This window comes from Enterococcus sp. GPZ-007 (assembly GCF_059374735.1).
This window is the reverse complement of the sequence record NZ_JCAFYN010000029.1, coordinates 34,640-51,294: the sequence shown is the minus strand read 5'-3', so window position 1 is coordinate 51,294 and position 16,655 is coordinate 34,640. Positions and strand designations below refer to the sequence as shown.

Genomic DNA, 16,655 nt, shown 5'->3' with positions numbered 1-16,655 from the left:
CTCCAGTTTTATTCTCTTGTTCTTTGATAATTTAATAACACTTTAGTTGCTTGGTGCTTGTGTGATGTTCTAGAATTGACTCCTGGAAAGGACTCACGGGAAAATGCTTTTTCTCCTTATATCTACTTAGTCTATGTATATATAATATCACGCGTATATACATTGTCAATTGTAGATACTATTACTTGCAAATAATCATTTACTCGCTACAGATTATTTCATACGTTTCAGATGATTGAGGCGAAATTACGCTGGTTGCCAAAACACTAAATGATTTCATAAGCTTTTCTAATAAAATCCACAGCTAATTTGTCAAACAAAACCCAACTACCCTATAATAAGAAACATAAATTTGTTTTATGGAGGACACAATGAAAAAATTCATTATTGGAATATTAGTAGTAGCGGTATTGGGGGTTGGCGGGTATTATGCCTACACGACTTTCTTTACAAGCGATGAAGCACCCAAGCAAGAAACGCGCAAAACAACCATCAAAGAGGAAAAAAAGGCAAAAGAGCCGAAAAAAGCGGGAGAAACAATTAAAGGCAGCGACTATAGCAATGCAGATAATTGGTTATCAAAACCCACCGAGATCACTAGCCAAGCAGATGTATTCATGCTCTATCCAACAGCTTACGCACAAAAGGATGAAAATTCTTCACCCGTAGCCAAAATTGACGATGCAACAATGCGTGCAGGTGCGCAAGTATTTCTAGCGACACAAGGCTCAGCTTTTGATACTAGCGGCAATATCTTCGCTCCTTATTACCGTCAATTGGATGCCAACTGGTTGTACTCAAAATCAAAAACGGAACAAAATGAATATGTTGATGGTGTACCAAAAGCGGACGTTTATGCGGCCTTTGATTATTACATCAAGCATGAAAATAATAATCGTCCCTTTATCTTAGTCGGTCATTCACAAGGTGCTCGCATGATCAAAGCCATCCTGTACGATTATTTCAAAAATAATCCGGGTGTCAGCGACCGTATGATCGCCGCTTATGTTCTAGGACAATCAGTGACTCAACAAGAAATGAATGATAATCCGCAAGTTAAATTTGCGACAGGTCCAGACGATACCGGCGTGGTCGTTTCATACAATACAGTTGCTCCCGATTTCAACGGCGAATTGCCAACTTGGGATGAAGGTGCGCTAGCCATCAACCCGATCAACTGGAGAACCGATGGGACACCTGCCACAGCTGCAGAAAATTTAGGTTCATATGTGCGCAATGAAAATGGCGACTACACGAAGGTCATGAATCTCGCAGACGCGACGGTTGATGGAACAAGAGGTCTGGTCGTTTCTTCAACCGTTGATAAAGCCAAATACGAAATGCCGGAAAGCACACGTAAACTTTATCCAGCGGGTTCATTTTTGAATAACGACATCAGCTTTTATTATTACAACCTGCAGCAAAATGCCGAAAATCGCGAAAGCCAATACTTCGCGACACATCCAGATCAAGCGGCACAAACGACTGATCCGAATCAACAGCCGGTGCAACAAGACACACAGACGGTTGATCCAAATCAACAACAAGACCAGCAACAACCAGTACAATAATTTAAGGAACTGTCTATCGATGAGGTAGGCAGTTTTTTGAGATTTTTTTTTGAGATTTATAGATTAATAAAATTATCGTAAATTCATTTGACGTACGTTAAGCCGTACGGTTAAATTATCTTAAAGAAAAAAGAGGTGAGTACACATGGAAGTTATTTCACCAACAAATGCTCGAAAAAATTTGTACGGAATTATCAAGCATGTCGTTGCAGATAATCAGCCGGTTGAAATTTCAAGCATGAAAGATGAAAATGAAAGTGTAGTTGTAATCAGTAAAAGCGATTGGAATGCCATTCAAGAAACCATGTATTTACAAAATGTTAGAGTATTAGATAAAATCAAACATTATGAAGACGAGGAAACGGAAGAATTGGGAGAAATCGATTGGGATACATTATAAGAATTAAAAAGAATGCTCGAAAAGATTTACCCAAATTGAAAGCTGCTCACTTGAATGATAAGTTTGACAGATTAGTTCAAGTCATTAAAGAGGATCCCTTTCAAACGCCCCCACCTTATGAAAAATTAGTCGGTGTTCCATACTACTCTAGAAGAATCAACATCAAGCACCGTTTAGTTTACAGTGTAAGTGAAGAGGAAAAGACTGTCACCATCCAATCAGTTTGGTCTCATATATGAAAGAAACCTGAATTAACCATTGCTTTCTCCGCCATTTGCCTCCATTTGGCGGAGAACAAACAAAACCGCTCAACTCGAGATTATTCTCAGGGCTGAGCGGTATTTTTGTCTAAAAAACTAATCCAAACTTTTATCTAAAATTGAGCGCAGCACCGTTTCCCTCAACTCGATCGCGTTCACGTCGTTTTCGACCTCGTAGCCATGAACAAGCAAGTCGCACAAATACAATTGAGAAATTTTCCCCGCCAACGAAGCTCCGTCTAAAAATTCTTCGATCGCAGTCTGCAAAACGATATCCGCCAACTGGGCGATCGGTGACATTTGATAATTCGTCACAGCGATGATTTTCGCGTGGTTTTTCTTGGCGATATCCAGCGAATCATAGGTATCTTTGGTTCTGCCGGATAGCGAAAAGCCGATGACTAGATCCTTTTCTGTCAACAGCGAAGCGATTTGCGCCTGAAAATGCGGATCGACCACTGAGCGAGATTGGACGCCGACACGCAAGAGCATCGCTTCCAGGTCATTGCCGGTATTGCCGCTGGAGCCGACCCCAAAGATATAGATCTGCTTGGCTTCAGTAATCAATTGGACGGCCTGCTGGATTTTTTCATTGTCTAAACGCTGATTCGTCGTTTTCAGAGCCGTATTGATCGTCTTCGTTCGTTGATCGAAAAAATCGGATTCCTGCGAGTCTTCCTGCTGTTTGCTGAAGTCTTCTTTGGCGATGGCGATTTTTAAATCAGAAAAACCAGAAAAACCGATTTTTTGGCAAAAACGCATAATCGTGCCGTCGCCAACATTCGTCGCTTCTCTGATATCACTCATGGTACTGTGAACGATTTTTTCCCCGCTAGTCAAAATATAGTCCGCGATTTTTTTTTCAGATTTTGTTAAAGCTGAGTAATTTTCTTGGATAGTATACGTAATGGTCATTTGATCTCCTTTTGCCTCTGCGTTGTCAAACTAAATTATACGTCAAATCCGTTTTTTTTTCATTTCCTATTTACACAAATGAAAGCGCGTGCTATAGTAAATGGAGTAATAATCCAAAATAATTTATAAATGGAGTGAAAATGGAGCGTGAAGAAAAAAGAGTTTTTGAAGAAAGTAAAGGATGGCTTGATTGTTTCTTGCCAAGCTTTGCCAGGTGAACCACTATACACATCGGAAGGAGGGATCATGCCGCTAATGGCTTTGGCGGCAAAAGAAGCTGGTGCTGTTGGAATTCGGGCGAATACAGTCAGAGATATTCAGCAAATCAAAGAAAAGGTTGATTTGCCGATTATCGGAATTATTAAGCAAAACTATCCAGATTCTGAAGTATTCATCACAGCTACCATGAAAGAAGTCGATGCACTAGCAGCAATTGGAGTGGAAGTGATCGCATTTGATTGCACGTTGCGCTCGCGACCAGATGGACAATCGATCAATCAGTTTATCCAGCAGGTCAAGGAAAAATATCCGGAGCAATTATTGATGGCAGATATCGCGACTTATGAAGAAGGACTGAACGCTTGGCAGGCAGGTATGGATTTTGTTGGAACAACGTTAAGAGGCTATACAGGGGAAGTCTCCCAGTCGAATGAAGCGTTAGTCAAGGCATTAGTGGATGAAGGCATTTCGGTTATTGCGGAAGGACAAATTCATACGCCAGAAGAAGCCAGAAAAATACAGGATCTAGGAGCAGTCGGTGTCGTCGTCGGTGGTGCGATCACAAGACCAAAGGAGATTGCGGCACGTTTTATTCAAGCGTTGATGAAAAAGGAAGGAGAATAAATCATGTTTAAAAAGTTTTCACAGTTAGGGCGGGCCTTTATGCTGCCGATCGCGATTTTACCGGCGGCGGGTTTGTTATTGGGTTTAGGCGGTGCGCTGACAAATGAAAGTGCGGTAGCAGCGTATCCATTTTTAGATCAACCGTGGCTGCAGACGATTCTAAGTGTTATGAGCTTTGCCGGAAACGCCGTCTTTGCCAATCTGGCATTGATCTTTGCGATTGGGATCGCAGTTGGTTTAGCCAAGGGCGATAAAGGAACGGCCGGATTAGCGGGCGGCGTGGCATTCTTAGTTTATACTGCAACCATCAGCGGGTTATTGCAATTATTTTCTGCTAAAGATGCCAGCATCGATACAGGTGTGGTTGGTTCGATCGTTATCGGTGGGACGGTTGCCTTCCTGCATAATCGCTATCGTAAAATCGAACTGCCCCAATTTTTAGGCTTCTTCGGTGGGTCGCGTTTTATTCCGATCGTTTCATCCTTTAGTGCGATCGCGATCGGCTGTGTGTTCTACCTGATTTGGCCGCCGATTCAAAATGGGATGGTCGTTATTGGGCAGCAGGTCGCACAAATGGGCAGTATCGGGAGTTTCTTTTATGGCTTCCTGTTGCGATTGACTGGAGCAGTCGGGCTGCATCACACGATTTATCCAATGTTTTGGTACACATCATTAGGCGGCGTGGAATCAGTAGCCGGGGTATCCGTTTCCGGGGCACAAAATATTTTCTTCGCTCAATTAGCGGATTCTAGTCATACTGGCTTGTTTACTTATGGAACCCGTTTCTTTGCCGGACGTTTCGCCACCATGATGTTTGGTTTGCCGGCGGCTTGTTATGCGATGTATCGTGCGATTCCTAAAGAAAATCGGAAAAAGAATGGTGGATTGTATTTCAGTGGAGCATTGACTTCTTTCCTAACCGGGATTACTGAACCAATCGAGTACATGTTCTTATTTGTTGCTCCGTGGCTCTATGTGATTCACGCTTTCTTAGATGGTTTGTCCTTCTATTTTGCGGACATTTTGAATATTCGGATCGGAAATTCTTTCTCCGGCGGCTTGATCGACTTCTTGCTATTCGGTGTGCTGCAGGGGAACGATAAAACCAACTGGATCAAAGTTCTCCCGCTGGGAATTGTTTGGGCGCTGGTGTATTTCTTCGTCTTCAGCTTCTGTATCAAGAAATTCCGCGTGGCGATTCCAGGTATGGAAAACGATGATGATTTGCCAGAGGTGACAGATGATTCTGGTTCGAAGAGCTTGCAGGATGAAGCATGGCAAATCATTGAAGCGCTTGGCGGCGATGAAAATATTGAAACCGTTACAGCCTGTGCGACCCGCTTGAGAGTCGCGGTTAAAGAAGGTGAAAAGGTCCAAAAACCTGTCTTCAAACGACTAGGAGCGACAGCCGTCTTCGAGGTACAAGGCGGCATCCAAGCGGTCTTTGGCGGAAAAGCCGACTTGTTCAGTCAAGAAATCAATCAATTATTAGGACGCGATGATTAATCGAGGAATCGGAGGATAATGAATGTTTGAGCGATTTAAAAAGAAAAAGACGGAAGAATTCTTTGCACCAGTTGATGGAACCTTTGTCCCATTAACAGAAGTACCTGATCCTGTCTTTTCACAAAAAATGATGGGTGAGGGCTTTGGGATTCAACCCGCTGCCTCGGAAATTTACGCACCGATCAAAGGAACCGTCACGACGATTTTCCAAACCAAGCACGCGATCGGATTGACCAGCGAGCTAGGCAGTGAAGTATTGATTCACATTGGCTTAGATACGGTTGAATTAGCCGGAATCCCTTTTGAAGTTCATGTTCAAGTAGGACAAAAGGTCGATGAAAGCACGTTGCTGGTCACGGCTGATTTTGCTGAGGTTCGAGCAGCGGGAAAAGCCGATGTTGTTTTAACACTAATCACTAATGGTGGGGAAAGCTTTGACTCACTGAATAAAAATCAGTTGAAGCATGGCGAGCAGCTAAAATAATAGAAGAACAAAGAGGGTGTGACCAATACTTTTGTCACACCCTCTAAATTTTTTCCAAGTAGTACTCTTCATATAAAGCAAAGTTACTCATACATTTTCTCTTTATTCTTTTGAATGATGTATTGCTTCATTTCTTCTACATCCTGTTTTTTAGGTTCCCAACCTTCGATCATGTTCGTACTCAAGGCATACCAAACACCCTTGAAATCTTTTTGAGAGTCAAATTGAACCCCCATAATTGTCAGATTGGATTTATCAACGTTTAGCGTTGCCATAAATAGCACATCCCTTATTCGTTCGTTGCTTTTATTATACATCATTTTGATTGAAATATAAGAAGTAGGAACCGGTATGAACAGCAATAACTCAACTTTCTTTCCATACTGACTAAGGTAAATTTTGATAAAGTTCGGTTGGCTAGAAAAGCGGTGAAGGTTTCGATTCTCTAGATAGCATTCTGTTGAAGCATGGCGAGTTAAAGAAATCCGCACAATCCAAAAAATCTGGATTGTGCGGATTTTATGTCTAATTGACTGGCAAATTAGGGGTTTGCCAAATCAAATAGGGGGCTGAGTTTAAACGTAATCTTGAACGACCGTCTTACTTTTAACGGCCTGAGAAAAATCGGTAAAGATTCGATTCGTGATATCGATGCCTTTTTCTCGTGAGATGTACCAGCAAAAGACTTGGAAAGGAATAACCGCCAGATACGGCGCTTTGAATTCATCGGGGCAATTTCCTAAAGCCAACGTGTTGGCATCTTCGGCCTCATTCGAACGCAACGAGATCGTGAAGACATGCTCCGTATGTCTTTGTTCATAAGCCTTCAACAGTCCGGCTTTTTCAATGATTTCTGGTTTTGCCGGTGTCTCGATGAAGAACAAACGGTGCTCTGGATTGATCTCTAAATAAGGACCGTGCATAAAAGCTTCCAGCTCCACACCTAGAGAAGGGACCCGGATCGTCTCAGAGAATTTCGTCTCCATTTCTTTAGCTGTTCCGACGGCTGGACCGTAGGCGATCGATGTAAAGCGCGATGCCAATTGGAAATCTTTCCGGTGTGTTTCAAAGAATTTCGTAGATTGTTCGATCACATGATTGAAACGGCTGGTTAATTCTAAGAACTCTTTTAGTTCGTCTGTTTCCTGTTCGGGAGTGACTAAACCTTTCTTCACACCGATTCGCAGACCCAAGAGCATCAAGGCAAGAACGGTAGCAGAAAAGCCAAGAGTCACGTAGCCTACGCGTTCACGACCAGACAGTACATCAAGTGTAGAAGTCGTAACTTTCGTGATCTCACTGTCTGGAATACTGGTAACCGCCATCGTATGTACCGCGTGATGATTGGTGATCTTATCCATTGCTTCAATTGTCGAAGTACTTTGTCCGCTTTGAGAGATTCCCAAGACTACTTGCAGTTTGGGATCGATTTTTTCGTAGTGAGTAAAATTGTACGGCTCTTCAATGGCTAATTTCACATCCGCCATTTTCTTGATGTAGTATTTGGCGCTTTTCGCGGCGTTGATACTAGAGCCTGTTCCTAAAACGAGCCAGTTATCCGCGTCTAAGTTCAAGCCACTGATGGCGGCATCGATATTGGCAGGATAGGCATTTATAGCCGCAGTTAACTTTTCTTGTTCTTCTAAAATGTATGACAACATGGTTGGTTTTGACATAGTTTTCTTCTCCTAATGTGTTTTAACTGAAATAATCAATCAGAAAGTTGGCGATGCCATCTTCTACATTGGTGTTTGTAATAAATTTGGCGTGGCGTTTTAATTCATCCACCGCGTTGCCCATGGCGACACTGACGCCGGATGCCCGCAGCATTTCCAGATCATTCATACCGTCGCCAAAGCTGATGATATTCTTTTGTGGAACTTCTAGATTCTTTTGCACCGCGTGAATTGCCGTGGCTTTATTGACCCCTAAAGGTATCAGTTCGATATTATTCGGATGGGAAGAGGAGACCGAGAGCAGTTGACTCTTTTCTAGAATTTCTCGTACTTGTTCCAGCTCGGTTTCTCGACCATCCGCAATCACGATCCCGTTGACGATGCGTTGACTGACCGCTTTTAAGGTTTCCAGTGAATCAATAACAAGAAAATCTTCTTCGCTATTACCAATTCGCGATTGATCATTTTTCTGTAAATAGCTTGGCAGCTGCTGGGTGTAAAAAATCGTATGCTCGCCAAAGAAAAACATCGGCAGGTCATGCTCTGTCATCGTTTGGTAGACAAACTCCAGCGCAGCATCAGACAAACGCTTCTTATGCAGTGTTTCATTGATTGAATAAACACTGCCGTTTGAAGCGATGACTTGGGTGTCATCGGTCAATTTCTTCGCCATTTCATAGGCAGAAGAATACTTTCTGCCGGTAGCGACATAAAATTCGTGCCCCTCCCGCTGAAGCTCGGTGACCACGGATCTCGTGCGTGGGGAGATTTTCTGATCACGGGCAACAAGGGTGCCATCGATATCCATAAAAATTAAATGTTTTTCCATCTATCCTTTTAACCTCCCAATACCGCAGGATTCGCGAATGATCAAATCTGGCGAATGTGTCTCCAGCGTGTCCAACGGTTCTTCATTAATCATCTTCAAAAGTCGTTTCACAGCTTGTTTTCCTAGAAATTGATTGTGCTGATTGATCGTCGTAATCCTAGGAATTTGATAATCGCCATCAGGAAAGGCATCACAGCTGGCGATCGCGATATCTTTCGGACAAGACAAATCGTGATCTGCGAGAGCACGAAAAGCACCTAGCGCTACCCGATCATTGATCGCTAATACCGCATCCGGCAACTCACCTTGATTGATGAGTGTCTCCATATTGTGATACCCATCTTCGGTATAGAAATCGCTCAAATGAATCAATGCTGGGTCAAAGGTACTATACAGCGATATTACTTTTTCAAACGCCTGAACTCTTTGCGTCGTGATTTTGACATTCGGTTCACCGCCGATAAAGCCGATTTTACGATGACCGAGTGCCAATAAATGCTGAACCGAAAGGAAAATCCCTTTTTCCAGATCCCGCTCGATAAATTCACAGCTACAATTTGCTTGTTTCTGTCCAACGATCAGAACGGGTACTTGGCTGTTCAGCTGTTCAAGAGTGTGCAGGTAGTCAGGATTCGGTTCATCCCGATCAATCTCACCACCGAGAATCAGCACGCCATCGACTTTCTTTTCAAAGATCGTATTAAAGGTATCCCGTTCAGCGAAGCTGCTATCGGCCTTTTTCTGGTGACCGGCAGTCATGGTATTAAAGAGTAATAGTGAATAGTTTTGTTCAGCGCTGGCTAGTTCGATTTCAGAAACCAACGAAGTGAAGTAGGGGTTGGTAATATCCGAAACGACCACTGCAAGGGTTTTCGTTTTATTAGAAATCATGCCGCGAGCCAGCATGCTCGGTTGAAATCCTTCCTTTTCGATCACCGCTTGGACTTTCGCCCGTTTTGCTGGCGAGACAGAAGGGTGGTTATTCAAAACGCGGGAAACTGTCGAAACAGACACACCGCTTTCTTTGGCTATTTCTTTGATTGTAATATTTTTTTTCATGAGAGAGCGCCTCCTAGGAATTAGTTTAGGGGAGGAATGAAAAAAAAGCAAGAATTATTTGGTAACGTTTCTAAATGTTCAAAAAACTGTTGACAGAGAGAATCAACACAGGTTATTATGACTTTGAAAACGGAAACATATTATTTTTATTTGGTAACGTTACCAGATGAGAGGTGCAGAATGACACAAACAGTTTTAGCCGTTGATTTAGGCGGAACCAAGATCTTAGTTGGTGAAGTCACACCGGCTGGGGAGATTCTCACGAGTGAGAAATACCCATCTACGGTGGTTGATCAACGCAGTGCGACAGAAAAGATCAAAGCAGCAATTAGAAACTACTTACAACAACATATTATCCAAGGCGATCTTGTTGGTATCGGGGTTTGTGTAGTCGGCAGAGTTGATACAGATCAGGGACAATGGCTGGAGATTCATCCAGGACTTGCTGATCCAATCCTTTTAGCCAAAGAAATCACACAAGCTTTCCAATTACCTTGCTGGATTACCAATGATGTGTCCGGTGCGGCACTAGCAGAAAGCATTTTGGGTATTGGTCAGGAAACCGGTAATTTTGTTTATATCAATATCGGCACAGGGATCGCCGCTCGTATCGTAGCGGATAATCAATTGATCAAAGGTGGTAACTTCAACGCGGGTGAAGTGGGGCATATGGTCGTGGATATGATGAGCGATGATCAGTGTACCTGCGGCAGAAATGGCTGTGTAGAGCTGTTTGCTTCTGGCCTTGGCATGCATAATCAAACAGTGAAATTTGCGCCAGAGTTTCCAGATACGATGTTGACGATCGAAGAGGACAAACGTGTGACTTTCCAAGAGTTGATCGCAGCTTATGAAGCGAATGATCCGCTTGCTAAAAAAGTCGTTGACCAAGCTTTACGTGCAGTAGCGGTGTTAACTATGAATTTGGTACGGGTTAGTGATCCTGAAGCAGTGGTATTCGGCGGTGGAGTCATGAATGACGGCTGGTTTTTGAATCATTTGGTAACGTTTCTAAATGCGAAAACAGTCCGTTTTGTGACGAAGGGTATGCGAGTGACAGCATTGAATCCAAACGAAGTGGCACTAAAAGGCGCTGCGACATTGGCATTTATTATGGAAAGGGGCGTAAAGAAAACCTATGCGTGATTTTAACCAAGACATAAAAGCAACAGGCTATATCCATCGACCACTGCCGCTAGATAATAGTCGGTCGTTTGAAAAGCGGCAGCTAGAAAAAGAAGTTATTACAGAACGGCGTCCGTTAACTGAAAGCTTCCAACATTGGCAGCATTGCGGACGTGGTGAGATTAAGCAAACAGCAGAGACAGTAACCTTACTGAGTGCGATGCGCTATGACACGTGGGCGGATGGAGCACCAGAAGATGGCGACTACGTGAATTTTGGCGAAGTTGGTGCCTACTTACCTATTCCAAGAGAAGATTGGTCAACATTTACTCAGATCAAATTGGATATTTCGGCGGATTGTGTCAATGCAGTTAATCCTAACATCACGATCACATTGGAAAATGATGGCGAGGTTAAAATTCCCGATATCTACAATCGCGAAGGTACGCATGTCATTAATTTAGAGGGCCAAGCTCAACGCACGTATGTATTGGATATCAGTAATCTACCAAGAGACGTGGTGACAGGTATTCGTATTTTCACTGGTGCCAATGGTTCTTACATGAATCTAAAGGGTCAGTTGAGCTATACCATCAGCAATTTATTTTTAGAGAACAATCAACATAGCACGTCAGCGAAAGGCTGGCAGGTGCCAAGGAAAGAAATCGTCTTTTCCCATATCGGTTATTATCCAGATTATTCAAAAACAGCCATTATCAATCGTGAAGATTTTACAGCGGCAACCTTTGAGCTTAAAACAGAAGATCAGATCGTGCTCCAAGCAGAGATTCAAACAACGACGACGGTAACAGGCACCTTTGGCTTATTGGATTTTTCAGCAGTAAAAGAACCAGGAACCTATTATCTGCAAATCGATGAGACGAAAACACCAAACTTTCAGATCGGTGCAGCTTCAACTTTAAAAGCAGACTCCATTTGGAAATCACTGAATTTTATTTTCTGCGAACGCTGCGGTTGTCCTGTTCATGGCATCCATGGAACCTGTCACGAGGATTTGACGGTGGAATATAAAGGCACATTGGTCAGCTTCAACGGTGGTTGGCATGATGCCGGCGACCTGTCTCAGCAATTGGTCCAAACAGCAGAAGTCACCGGCAGCTTGTTTGAAGCAGCGGAAACGGTTAAGGATCAGCAGGAGCTTTATCTGCGCTTGATTGAAGAAGGCGAGTGGGGCATTGATTTTATTTTGAAGACGCGTTTGGATGCAGGCGACCGCCTGACTAGTGCTGGAATCACTCGCTGGACAGACAATCGCATTGGAAATATGGATGACGCCGTTCCACGAATTCATAACAGTCCCTATGATAATTTCTTGATCACCGGTCTGCTAGCGAAGATTATCAAGTCTCTACCAAAAGATTACGCAATGAGAGCACAGCTGCTACAAGTAGTAAAAGAAGATTATGCATATGCGCTTGCTGGCTTTGAAAAGACTGGCTACAAACATGAGCCGATTTTCTGGGAGCATACCTACAACACATCGAAGAGCCTCTTTTTAGCGACGATGGCTTGGACGGCGGCATTGATGTATCAATTAACGGAAGACGAAGCATATCAAGAGCAAATGATTGAGTGGTTCAATGCTTTGCTTGATTGTCAGGAAAAAGTAGGTCTGGAATTAACAGACGGTACGATTCTCAAAGGAATGTTCTATCGCGATGAGACTCACAAGGTCTTCCAGCACTTCAACCATCAAGCCAGAGAACATCTATATGCTTTGGCGTTCGAAGAAGTTTTAGCCGCTGCACCAGAGCATGAAAAAGCAGAGAGCTGGCTGGAGCACGGACGGGACTATGGTGATTACTTGGATTACTTAGGTCAATTCACTGATCCGTATCCGATGTACGCCAGCGGCATCTATCGTGAGGATGAATGGCAAGACAAGGAAAGCTTCTACAAACAGCATTTATTGGTCGATGACGAAGCAGAAGCCAGCTATCGAGAACAGCTGAAACAAGGAGTCAAAGTCGGCGAAGGTTTATACATCAAACGATTCCCAGTTTGGTTCTCGTTCCGTGGCAACAACGGCATTCTGCTTTCAATGGGCAAGAGCGCGGCGGTGATGGGACGATTGCTTGATCGGCAAACACTGTTGGACAAGGCCCATCAGCAGTTGCAATGGATGGTCGGTAAGAATCCGTTTGGACAATCCATGATCTACGGTGAGGGATATAACTATCCGCAGCAATACTCAGTCTCTTCTGGAGAAATCACTGGGGAGATGCCGGTTGGGATGCAAACATTCGGCAATGAGGATGAACCTTATTGGCCGCAGTTCAATAATGCGACCTATAAAGAAGTATGGGTTGGTATCGCCGGCAAGTGGTTGTCATTAGTAGCAGAATTAATTAAAACTGAAGGATAAAGGGGATTTAGAACAATGATGAAAGATGGCACATTCAACAAAGAGGCTTTAGGTGAAAAAGTAGCTTATTATGCGAATAAGATCGCAAGCAATCGTTTTATTGCTTCTATTCGCGATGCGTTCGCAAGTACCATTCCGATCACCATTACGGCAGCATTTTTTTTATTAGTCAACAATGTCCTGTTAACAGAGGAAACTGGATTATTGCGGGGGATTCCGGGACGCGCGATGATCTCTGAGATTTGTGTACAGGCTTACAATGGAACGCTAGGTATTTTAGGATTGATGGTTACTTTCTTGATTGGGTTACGCTTAGCTCGTTCTTATGATGCTGATGGTGCGCTTGAAGGGATCGTGGCTTTGGCTTCGTATGTCGCACTCGTCCCTAATGTGATCAATATTACTGGTAATAACGGGGATGTGTTGGAAACCGCCGGGGCATTAACGCAAACCTATACGAGTGCGTCTGCGATGTTGTTGGGGATTATCGCTGCTTTAGTCAGTGTACCGATGGTAGTCAAGTTGACGAACAATCCACGCTTGAAAATTAAAATGCCGGACAGTGTTCCGCCGGCAATCGCGAAATCATTCAACAGCTTGATCCCGACTTTTCTAACGATCAGCTTGTTTGCAATCGTTGAAGTTGGCCTACGTACAGCGACTGGTTTAACGATTCCAGAAATTATTATCAATATTTTGCAAGCGCCGTTAGTGGGTGGCTTTCAAACTTTACCTGGTATTTTAATGTATGTTTTCTTATCGACTTTTGTCTTTATCTTCGGTATTCACGGAGCGTTCGTTTTTGGCGCAATCTCTGGTCCGATTCTATTGACTTCGTTGCAGCAAAATGTAGAAGCGATCAATGCAGGTTCGGCTGCTCCAAATATCGTGACGCAACCTTTCTTGGATGCTTATGTTTACATGGGCGGCGGCGGAACAATGATCTGTTTAGTGATTGCACTATTAATCTTCTCGAAGCGTCAAGATCAACGAATGATCGCCAAACTAGGCGGAGTTTCAAACTTGTTCAATATTAGCGAACCGATCATGTTCGGTTTACCAATTGTTTTCAACCCAGTCTACGCGATTCCGTTCTGTGTGGTACCAATGGTTTCAACAACACTAGCCTATGTTGCAACAAGCCTGCATTTAGTGAATCCGACTTATATCTTGATTCCCTGGGTAACACCGCCAGTGCTTTCAGGTTATCTAGCAACTGCTGGAGATATCCGTGCAGCGATTTTACAGCTGGTAATCATTGTTGTAGGTGTATTTATCTACATGCCGTTTGTCTTGATTTCAAATAAAATGGAAGAAAAATAATTTGAAATAGAATCTGTATCATCTCCGGTGCGGATTCTTTTCTTAAAATAGATGTACTGCCAGTGTGGGTGTGAGTGTTTGTGAATGAGGATCAGCTATACTGGAAATCATTCGAAAAAGGAGAATAAAAAATGGAGAAAATTGGTTGGTTTAACAAAGAAGCTTTTGGTGAAAAAGCCGCATACTATGCGAATAAGCTTGCTAGCAATCGGTATATCGCGGCAATTCGAGATGCTTTTGCTAGTACGATTCCGCTTACGATTATCGCTTCTGTATTTATTCTGATTAACAATTTACTATTGGATCCTACTAACGGTCTGTTCAGAACCTTTGGAGATTTTGTTGCACTGCGGGAAATCGGCGGTCAAATCTATAATGGAACGATGGGAATCTTAGGTTTGGTTGTTACGTTCTTGATAGGTCTGCACTTGGCACAATCGTTTGGTAAAGATGGCTATTTAGAAGGAGTTATTGCACTTGTCTGCTTCATTATTTTGAATCCAAGCACAGTCACTGCCTATACACCTGCGGGAGAACAGGAACAGGTTACAGGTGTTTTTGCACAGTCCAATACAAGCGCAACGGGAATGTTCTTGGGGATTTTTGCCGCTTTAGTTGGTGTTCGTTTATTTATCCTATTTAGTAATAGCGAAAGATTGAAAATAAAAATGCCTGAAAGTGTCCCTCCTGCGATCGCCAAATCATTTAATGGTCTTGCTCCTGGTTTGTTCGTCACAATTATTTTTGGAACGTTGGAAGTATCAATCCGGCATTTAAGCGGCCTTTCAATTCCTGATGTGGTTGCTAAAGTTTTACAGATGCCCTTAGTTGGCGGGTTCCAAAGTTACTTCGGTATCACCTTCTATTGCTTCTTAACCTGTTTGCTCTTTTTCTTTGGTATTCATGGCCCCTTCGTGCTTGGATCAGTATCAGGACCTGTTTTGCTGACCTCCTTACAACAGAACATGGATGCACATGCACAAGGAAGTGCACTTCCTAATGTCGTGACACAGCCGTATGTGGATTGCTATATCTATATTACGATGGTTTCGTTGGTCATCGCTATACTGATTGGTTCGAAAAAAGCCGATTTAAAAGCAGTCGCGAAAATCGGAGCAGTTCCAAGCTTCTTTAACATTAGTGAACCGTTAATGTTTGGATTGCCAATCATTTTTAATCCATTGCTGGGAATCCCCTATGTATTAGTTCCCATTGTTTCAAGCACGATTGCCTATACAGCAACAAGCCTTGGATGGGTCGGAAAAACCTATTTGACGGTTCCTTGGGTCACACCTGCAGGCTTATCAGGCTACTTGTCTACAGGTGGGGATATTCGCGCAGCGCTCTTACAAGTTGTAATCATCGTTGTCGGAGTATTCGTTTATCTGCCATTTGTATTGATGGCGAATAAAGTGAAGGAAGATTAATATGGCTGCTTCGATCAAACTTTCTGCTGGGATCTATCCTGTTTATGCTGAATTTCAGCATAATCCTGATGAAACGCTGAAAAAAATTGCACGGATGGGATATGAGGGAATAGAGCTATATGGAAATTTCTTCCATTCAGCTGAAAAAATTCAAGAGCTGTGTCGGAAATATCAATTGGAAGTAAGCGGAGCACAGACTTCGTGGCGTTATCTCAATCAAGAACATCTAAAACAGGTCATGGATTACAATCATGAGGTTGGGAATAAAAACATTATTATCGCCGCTTTAGGTGGTCCCTGGGAATCCGGTCATAAGAGAACGGAAAACACAATTTCAACATGGTTAGCTCATAGTAAAAGAATGAATAAGCTACAAAAAGTTATGGCTCACAATGGTTTTACACTAAATTACCATACACACGATTACGATTTCGCTGAAAAAATTGAAGACATTCAGACTTCCTTTGAACTTATTTTCCAAAATACGAATAAGTTTGTTGGAATTGAAGTTGATACTGGAAGTAGCATTAGAGGGAACCAGAGCCCGCAACAATTGATTGAGGATTTAGGTGCTCGAGCTCGTTTTATTCATTGCAAACCAGTAAAAAATGATGGGTCCTTTGATGTGAGGCTGGGTGGATCAGGGGACATGAATGATTGGAAAAAAATTATTGCTTCCTGTTCTCGAGCTGGAACCCAGTGGTTAGTAGTAGAACCTGAAAATGAACTAGAAGATGGTTTTACAGCGTTGGCAAACGGTTATGAACATCTCATCAAATTGTTGAATACAAATTAGGAAAGAACCTAGCGGAACACAAAAAACGAACGGTCAATTGCTATCAATTTAGATA

16 protein-coding genes are annotated in these 16,655 nt (G+C 42.9%); 11 read left to right on the top strand and 5 right to left on the bottom strand.

Annotation, left to right across the window (positions count from 1 at the left end; genetic code table 11):
• Positions 1–371 precede the first annotated feature (371 nt).
• The 3 genes from AC4J95_RS14470 to AC4J95_RS14460 all read left to right on the top strand — a co-directional run bounded on the left by AC4J95_RS14470 (position 372) and on the right by AC4J95_RS14460 (position 2,210).
• Positions 372–1,571, top strand: coding sequence for a DUF3089 domain-containing protein (locus tag AC4J95_RS14470; RefSeq protein WP_494550479.1), 1,200 nt, complete (start codon positions 372–374; stop codon positions 1,569–1,571).
• Between the two features lie 145 nt (positions 1,572–1,716).
• The gene (locus tag AC4J95_RS14465) at positions 1,717–1,971 is read left to right on the top strand and encodes a type II toxin-antitoxin system Phd/YefM family antitoxin (protein ID WP_494550478.1); all 255 of its coding nucleotides are present in this window, start codon (positions 1,717–1,719) and stop codon (positions 1,969–1,971) included.
• Entirely contained in the window at positions 1,956–2,210 is a 255-nt protein-coding gene (locus AC4J95_RS14460; protein ID WP_494550477.1) for a Txe/YoeB family addiction module toxin, read from the top strand. The genes AC4J95_RS14465 and AC4J95_RS14460 overlap by 16 nt, the downstream gene beginning before the upstream one ends.
• A gap of 117 nt (positions 2,211–2,327) precedes the next feature.
• On the opposite strand, the gene AC4J95_RS14455 is transcribed toward AC4J95_RS14460, so the two are convergent.
• On the bottom strand, positions 2,328–3,146 hold the full coding sequence (locus AC4J95_RS14455; RefSeq protein ID WP_494550476.1) for a MurR/RpiR family transcriptional regulator: 819 nt from the start codon (positions 3,144–3,146) through the stop codon (positions 2,328–2,330).
• Between the two features lie 147 nt (positions 3,147–3,293).
• On the opposite strand from AC4J95_RS14455, the gene AC4J95_RS14450 reads away from it, so the two are divergent.
• The 3 genes from AC4J95_RS14450 to AC4J95_RS14440 are packed head-to-tail and all read left to right on the top strand — an operon-like array spanning position 3,294 to position 5,979.
• Entirely contained in the window at positions 3,294–3,989 is a 696-nt protein-coding gene (locus AC4J95_RS14450) for an N-acetylmannosamine-6-phosphate 2-epimerase (protein ID WP_494550475.1), read from the top strand.
• Positions 3,990–3,992: 3 nt separating this feature from the next.
• Positions 3,993–5,495: a PTS transporter subunit EIIC gene (locus AC4J95_RS14445; protein ID WP_494550474.1), complete on the top strand. Its 1,503-nt coding sequence runs from the start codon at positions 3,993–3,995 to the stop codon at positions 5,493–5,495.
• 22 nt (positions 5,496–5,517) lie between these two features.
• Positions 5,518–5,979 carry a PTS sugar transporter subunit IIA gene (locus AC4J95_RS14440; RefSeq protein WP_494550473.1) on the top strand — a complete coding sequence of 154 codons (462 nt, stop codon included), beginning with the start codon at positions 5,518–5,520 and terminating at the stop codon, positions 5,977–5,979.
• Between the two features lie 83 nt (positions 5,980–6,062).
• On the opposite strand, the gene AC4J95_RS14435 is transcribed toward AC4J95_RS14440, so the two are convergent.
• The 4 genes from AC4J95_RS14435 to AC4J95_RS14420 form a co-directional block, all read right to left on the bottom strand.
• A complete protein-coding gene (locus AC4J95_RS14435) occupies positions 6,063–6,254 on the bottom strand; it encodes a hypothetical protein (protein ID WP_494550472.1) in 192 nt (63 codons plus the stop codon).
• Positions 6,255–6,554: 300 nt separating this feature from the next.
• The gene (locus tag AC4J95_RS14430) at positions 6,555–7,655 is read right to left on the bottom strand and encodes an SIS domain-containing protein (protein WP_494550471.1); all 1,101 of its coding nucleotides are present in this window, start codon (positions 7,653–7,655) and stop codon (positions 6,555–6,557) included.
• A gap of 22 nt (positions 7,656–7,677) precedes the next feature.
• Entirely contained in the window at positions 7,678–8,484 is an 807-nt protein-coding gene (locus tag AC4J95_RS14425; RefSeq protein WP_494550470.1) for a Cof-type HAD-IIB family hydrolase, read from the bottom strand.
• A complete protein-coding gene (locus tag AC4J95_RS14420; RefSeq protein ID WP_494550469.1) occupies positions 8,485–9,543 on the bottom strand; it encodes a LacI family DNA-binding transcriptional regulator in 1,059 nt (352 codons plus the stop codon). It lies immediately after the preceding gene.
• A 180-nt stretch (positions 9,544–9,723) separates the two neighbouring features.
• On the opposite strand from AC4J95_RS14420, the gene AC4J95_RS14415 reads away from it, so the two are divergent.
• The 5 genes from AC4J95_RS14415 to AC4J95_RS14395 all read left to right on the top strand — a co-directional run bounded on the left by AC4J95_RS14415 (position 9,724) and on the right by AC4J95_RS14395 (position 16,600).
• Positions 9,724–10,689: an ROK family protein gene (locus tag AC4J95_RS14415; protein WP_494550468.1), complete on the top strand. Its 966-nt coding sequence runs from the start codon at positions 9,724–9,726 to the stop codon at positions 10,687–10,689.
• A complete protein-coding gene (locus tag AC4J95_RS14410) occupies positions 10,682–13,054 on the top strand; it encodes a glycoside hydrolase family 9 protein (RefSeq protein WP_494550467.1) in 2,373 nt (790 codons plus the stop codon). Before AC4J95_RS14415 ends, AC4J95_RS14410 begins: the two co-directional genes overlap by 8 nt.
• Before the next feature lie 15 nt (positions 13,055–13,069).
• The gene (locus AC4J95_RS14405; RefSeq protein WP_494550466.1) at positions 13,070–14,377 is read left to right on the top strand and encodes a PTS sugar transporter subunit IIC; all 1,308 of its coding nucleotides are present in this window, start codon (positions 13,070–13,072) and stop codon (positions 14,375–14,377) included.
• Between the two features lie 131 nt (positions 14,378–14,508).
• Entirely contained in the window at positions 14,509–15,804 is a 1,296-nt protein-coding gene (locus AC4J95_RS14400; RefSeq protein WP_494550465.1) for a PTS sugar transporter subunit IIC, read from the top strand.
• 1 nt (position 15,805) lies between these two features.
• Entirely contained in the window at positions 15,806–16,600 is a 795-nt protein-coding gene (locus tag AC4J95_RS14395) for a sugar phosphate isomerase/epimerase family protein (RefSeq protein ID WP_494550464.1), read from the top strand.
• Positions 16,601–16,655 lie beyond the last annotated feature (55 nt).

Bases quoted from the DNA above. Each gene is read 5' to 3' on its own strand.
- AC4J95_RS14410 (WP_494550467.1), top strand. From the start codon at position 10,682: ATGCGTGATTTTAACCAAGACATAAAAGCAACAGGCTATATCCATCGA.
- AC4J95_RS14440 (WP_494550473.1), top strand. From the start codon at position 5,518: ATGTTTGAGCGATTTAAAAAGAAAAAGACGGAAGAATTCTTTGCACCA.
- AC4J95_RS14415 (WP_494550468.1), top strand. From the start codon at position 9,724: ATGACACAAACAGTTTTAGCCGTTGATTTAGGCGGAACCAAGATCTTA.
- AC4J95_RS14395 (WP_494550464.1), top strand. From the start codon at position 15,806: ATGGCTGCTTCGATCAAACTTTCTGCTGGGATCTATCCTGTTTATGCT.
- AC4J95_RS14470 (WP_494550479.1), top strand. From the start codon at position 372: ATGAAAAAATTCATTATTGGAATATTAGTAGTAGCGGTATTGGGGGTT.
- AC4J95_RS14430 (WP_494550471.1), bottom strand. From the start codon at position 7,655: ATGTCAAAACCAACCATGTTGTCATACATTTTAGAAGAACAAGAAAAG.
- AC4J95_RS14455 (WP_494550476.1), bottom strand. From the start codon at position 3,146: ATGACCATTACGTATACTATCCAAGAAAATTACTCAGCTTTAACAAAA.
- AC4J95_RS14405 (WP_494550466.1), top strand. From the start codon at position 13,070: ATGATGAAAGATGGCACATTCAACAAAGAGGCTTTAGGTGAAAAAGTA.
- AC4J95_RS14420 (WP_494550469.1), bottom strand. From the start codon at position 9,543: ATGAAAAAAAATATTACAATCAAAGAAATAGCCAAAGAAAGCGGTGTG.
- AC4J95_RS14465 (WP_494550478.1), top strand. From the start codon at position 1,717: ATGGAAGTTATTTCACCAACAAATGCTCGAAAAAATTTGTACGGAATT.
- AC4J95_RS14445 (WP_494550474.1), top strand. From the start codon at position 3,993: ATGTTTAAAAAGTTTTCACAGTTAGGGCGGGCCTTTATGCTGCCGATC.
- AC4J95_RS14400 (WP_494550465.1), top strand. From the start codon at position 14,509: ATGGAGAAAATTGGTTGGTTTAACAAAGAAGCTTTTGGTGAAAAAGCC.
- AC4J95_RS14425 (WP_494550470.1), bottom strand. From the start codon at position 8,484: ATGGAAAAACATTTAATTTTTATGGATATCGATGGCACCCTTGTTGCC.
- AC4J95_RS14435 (WP_494550472.1), bottom strand. From the start codon at position 6,254: ATGGCAACGCTAAACGTTGATAAATCCAATCTGACAATTATGGGGGTT.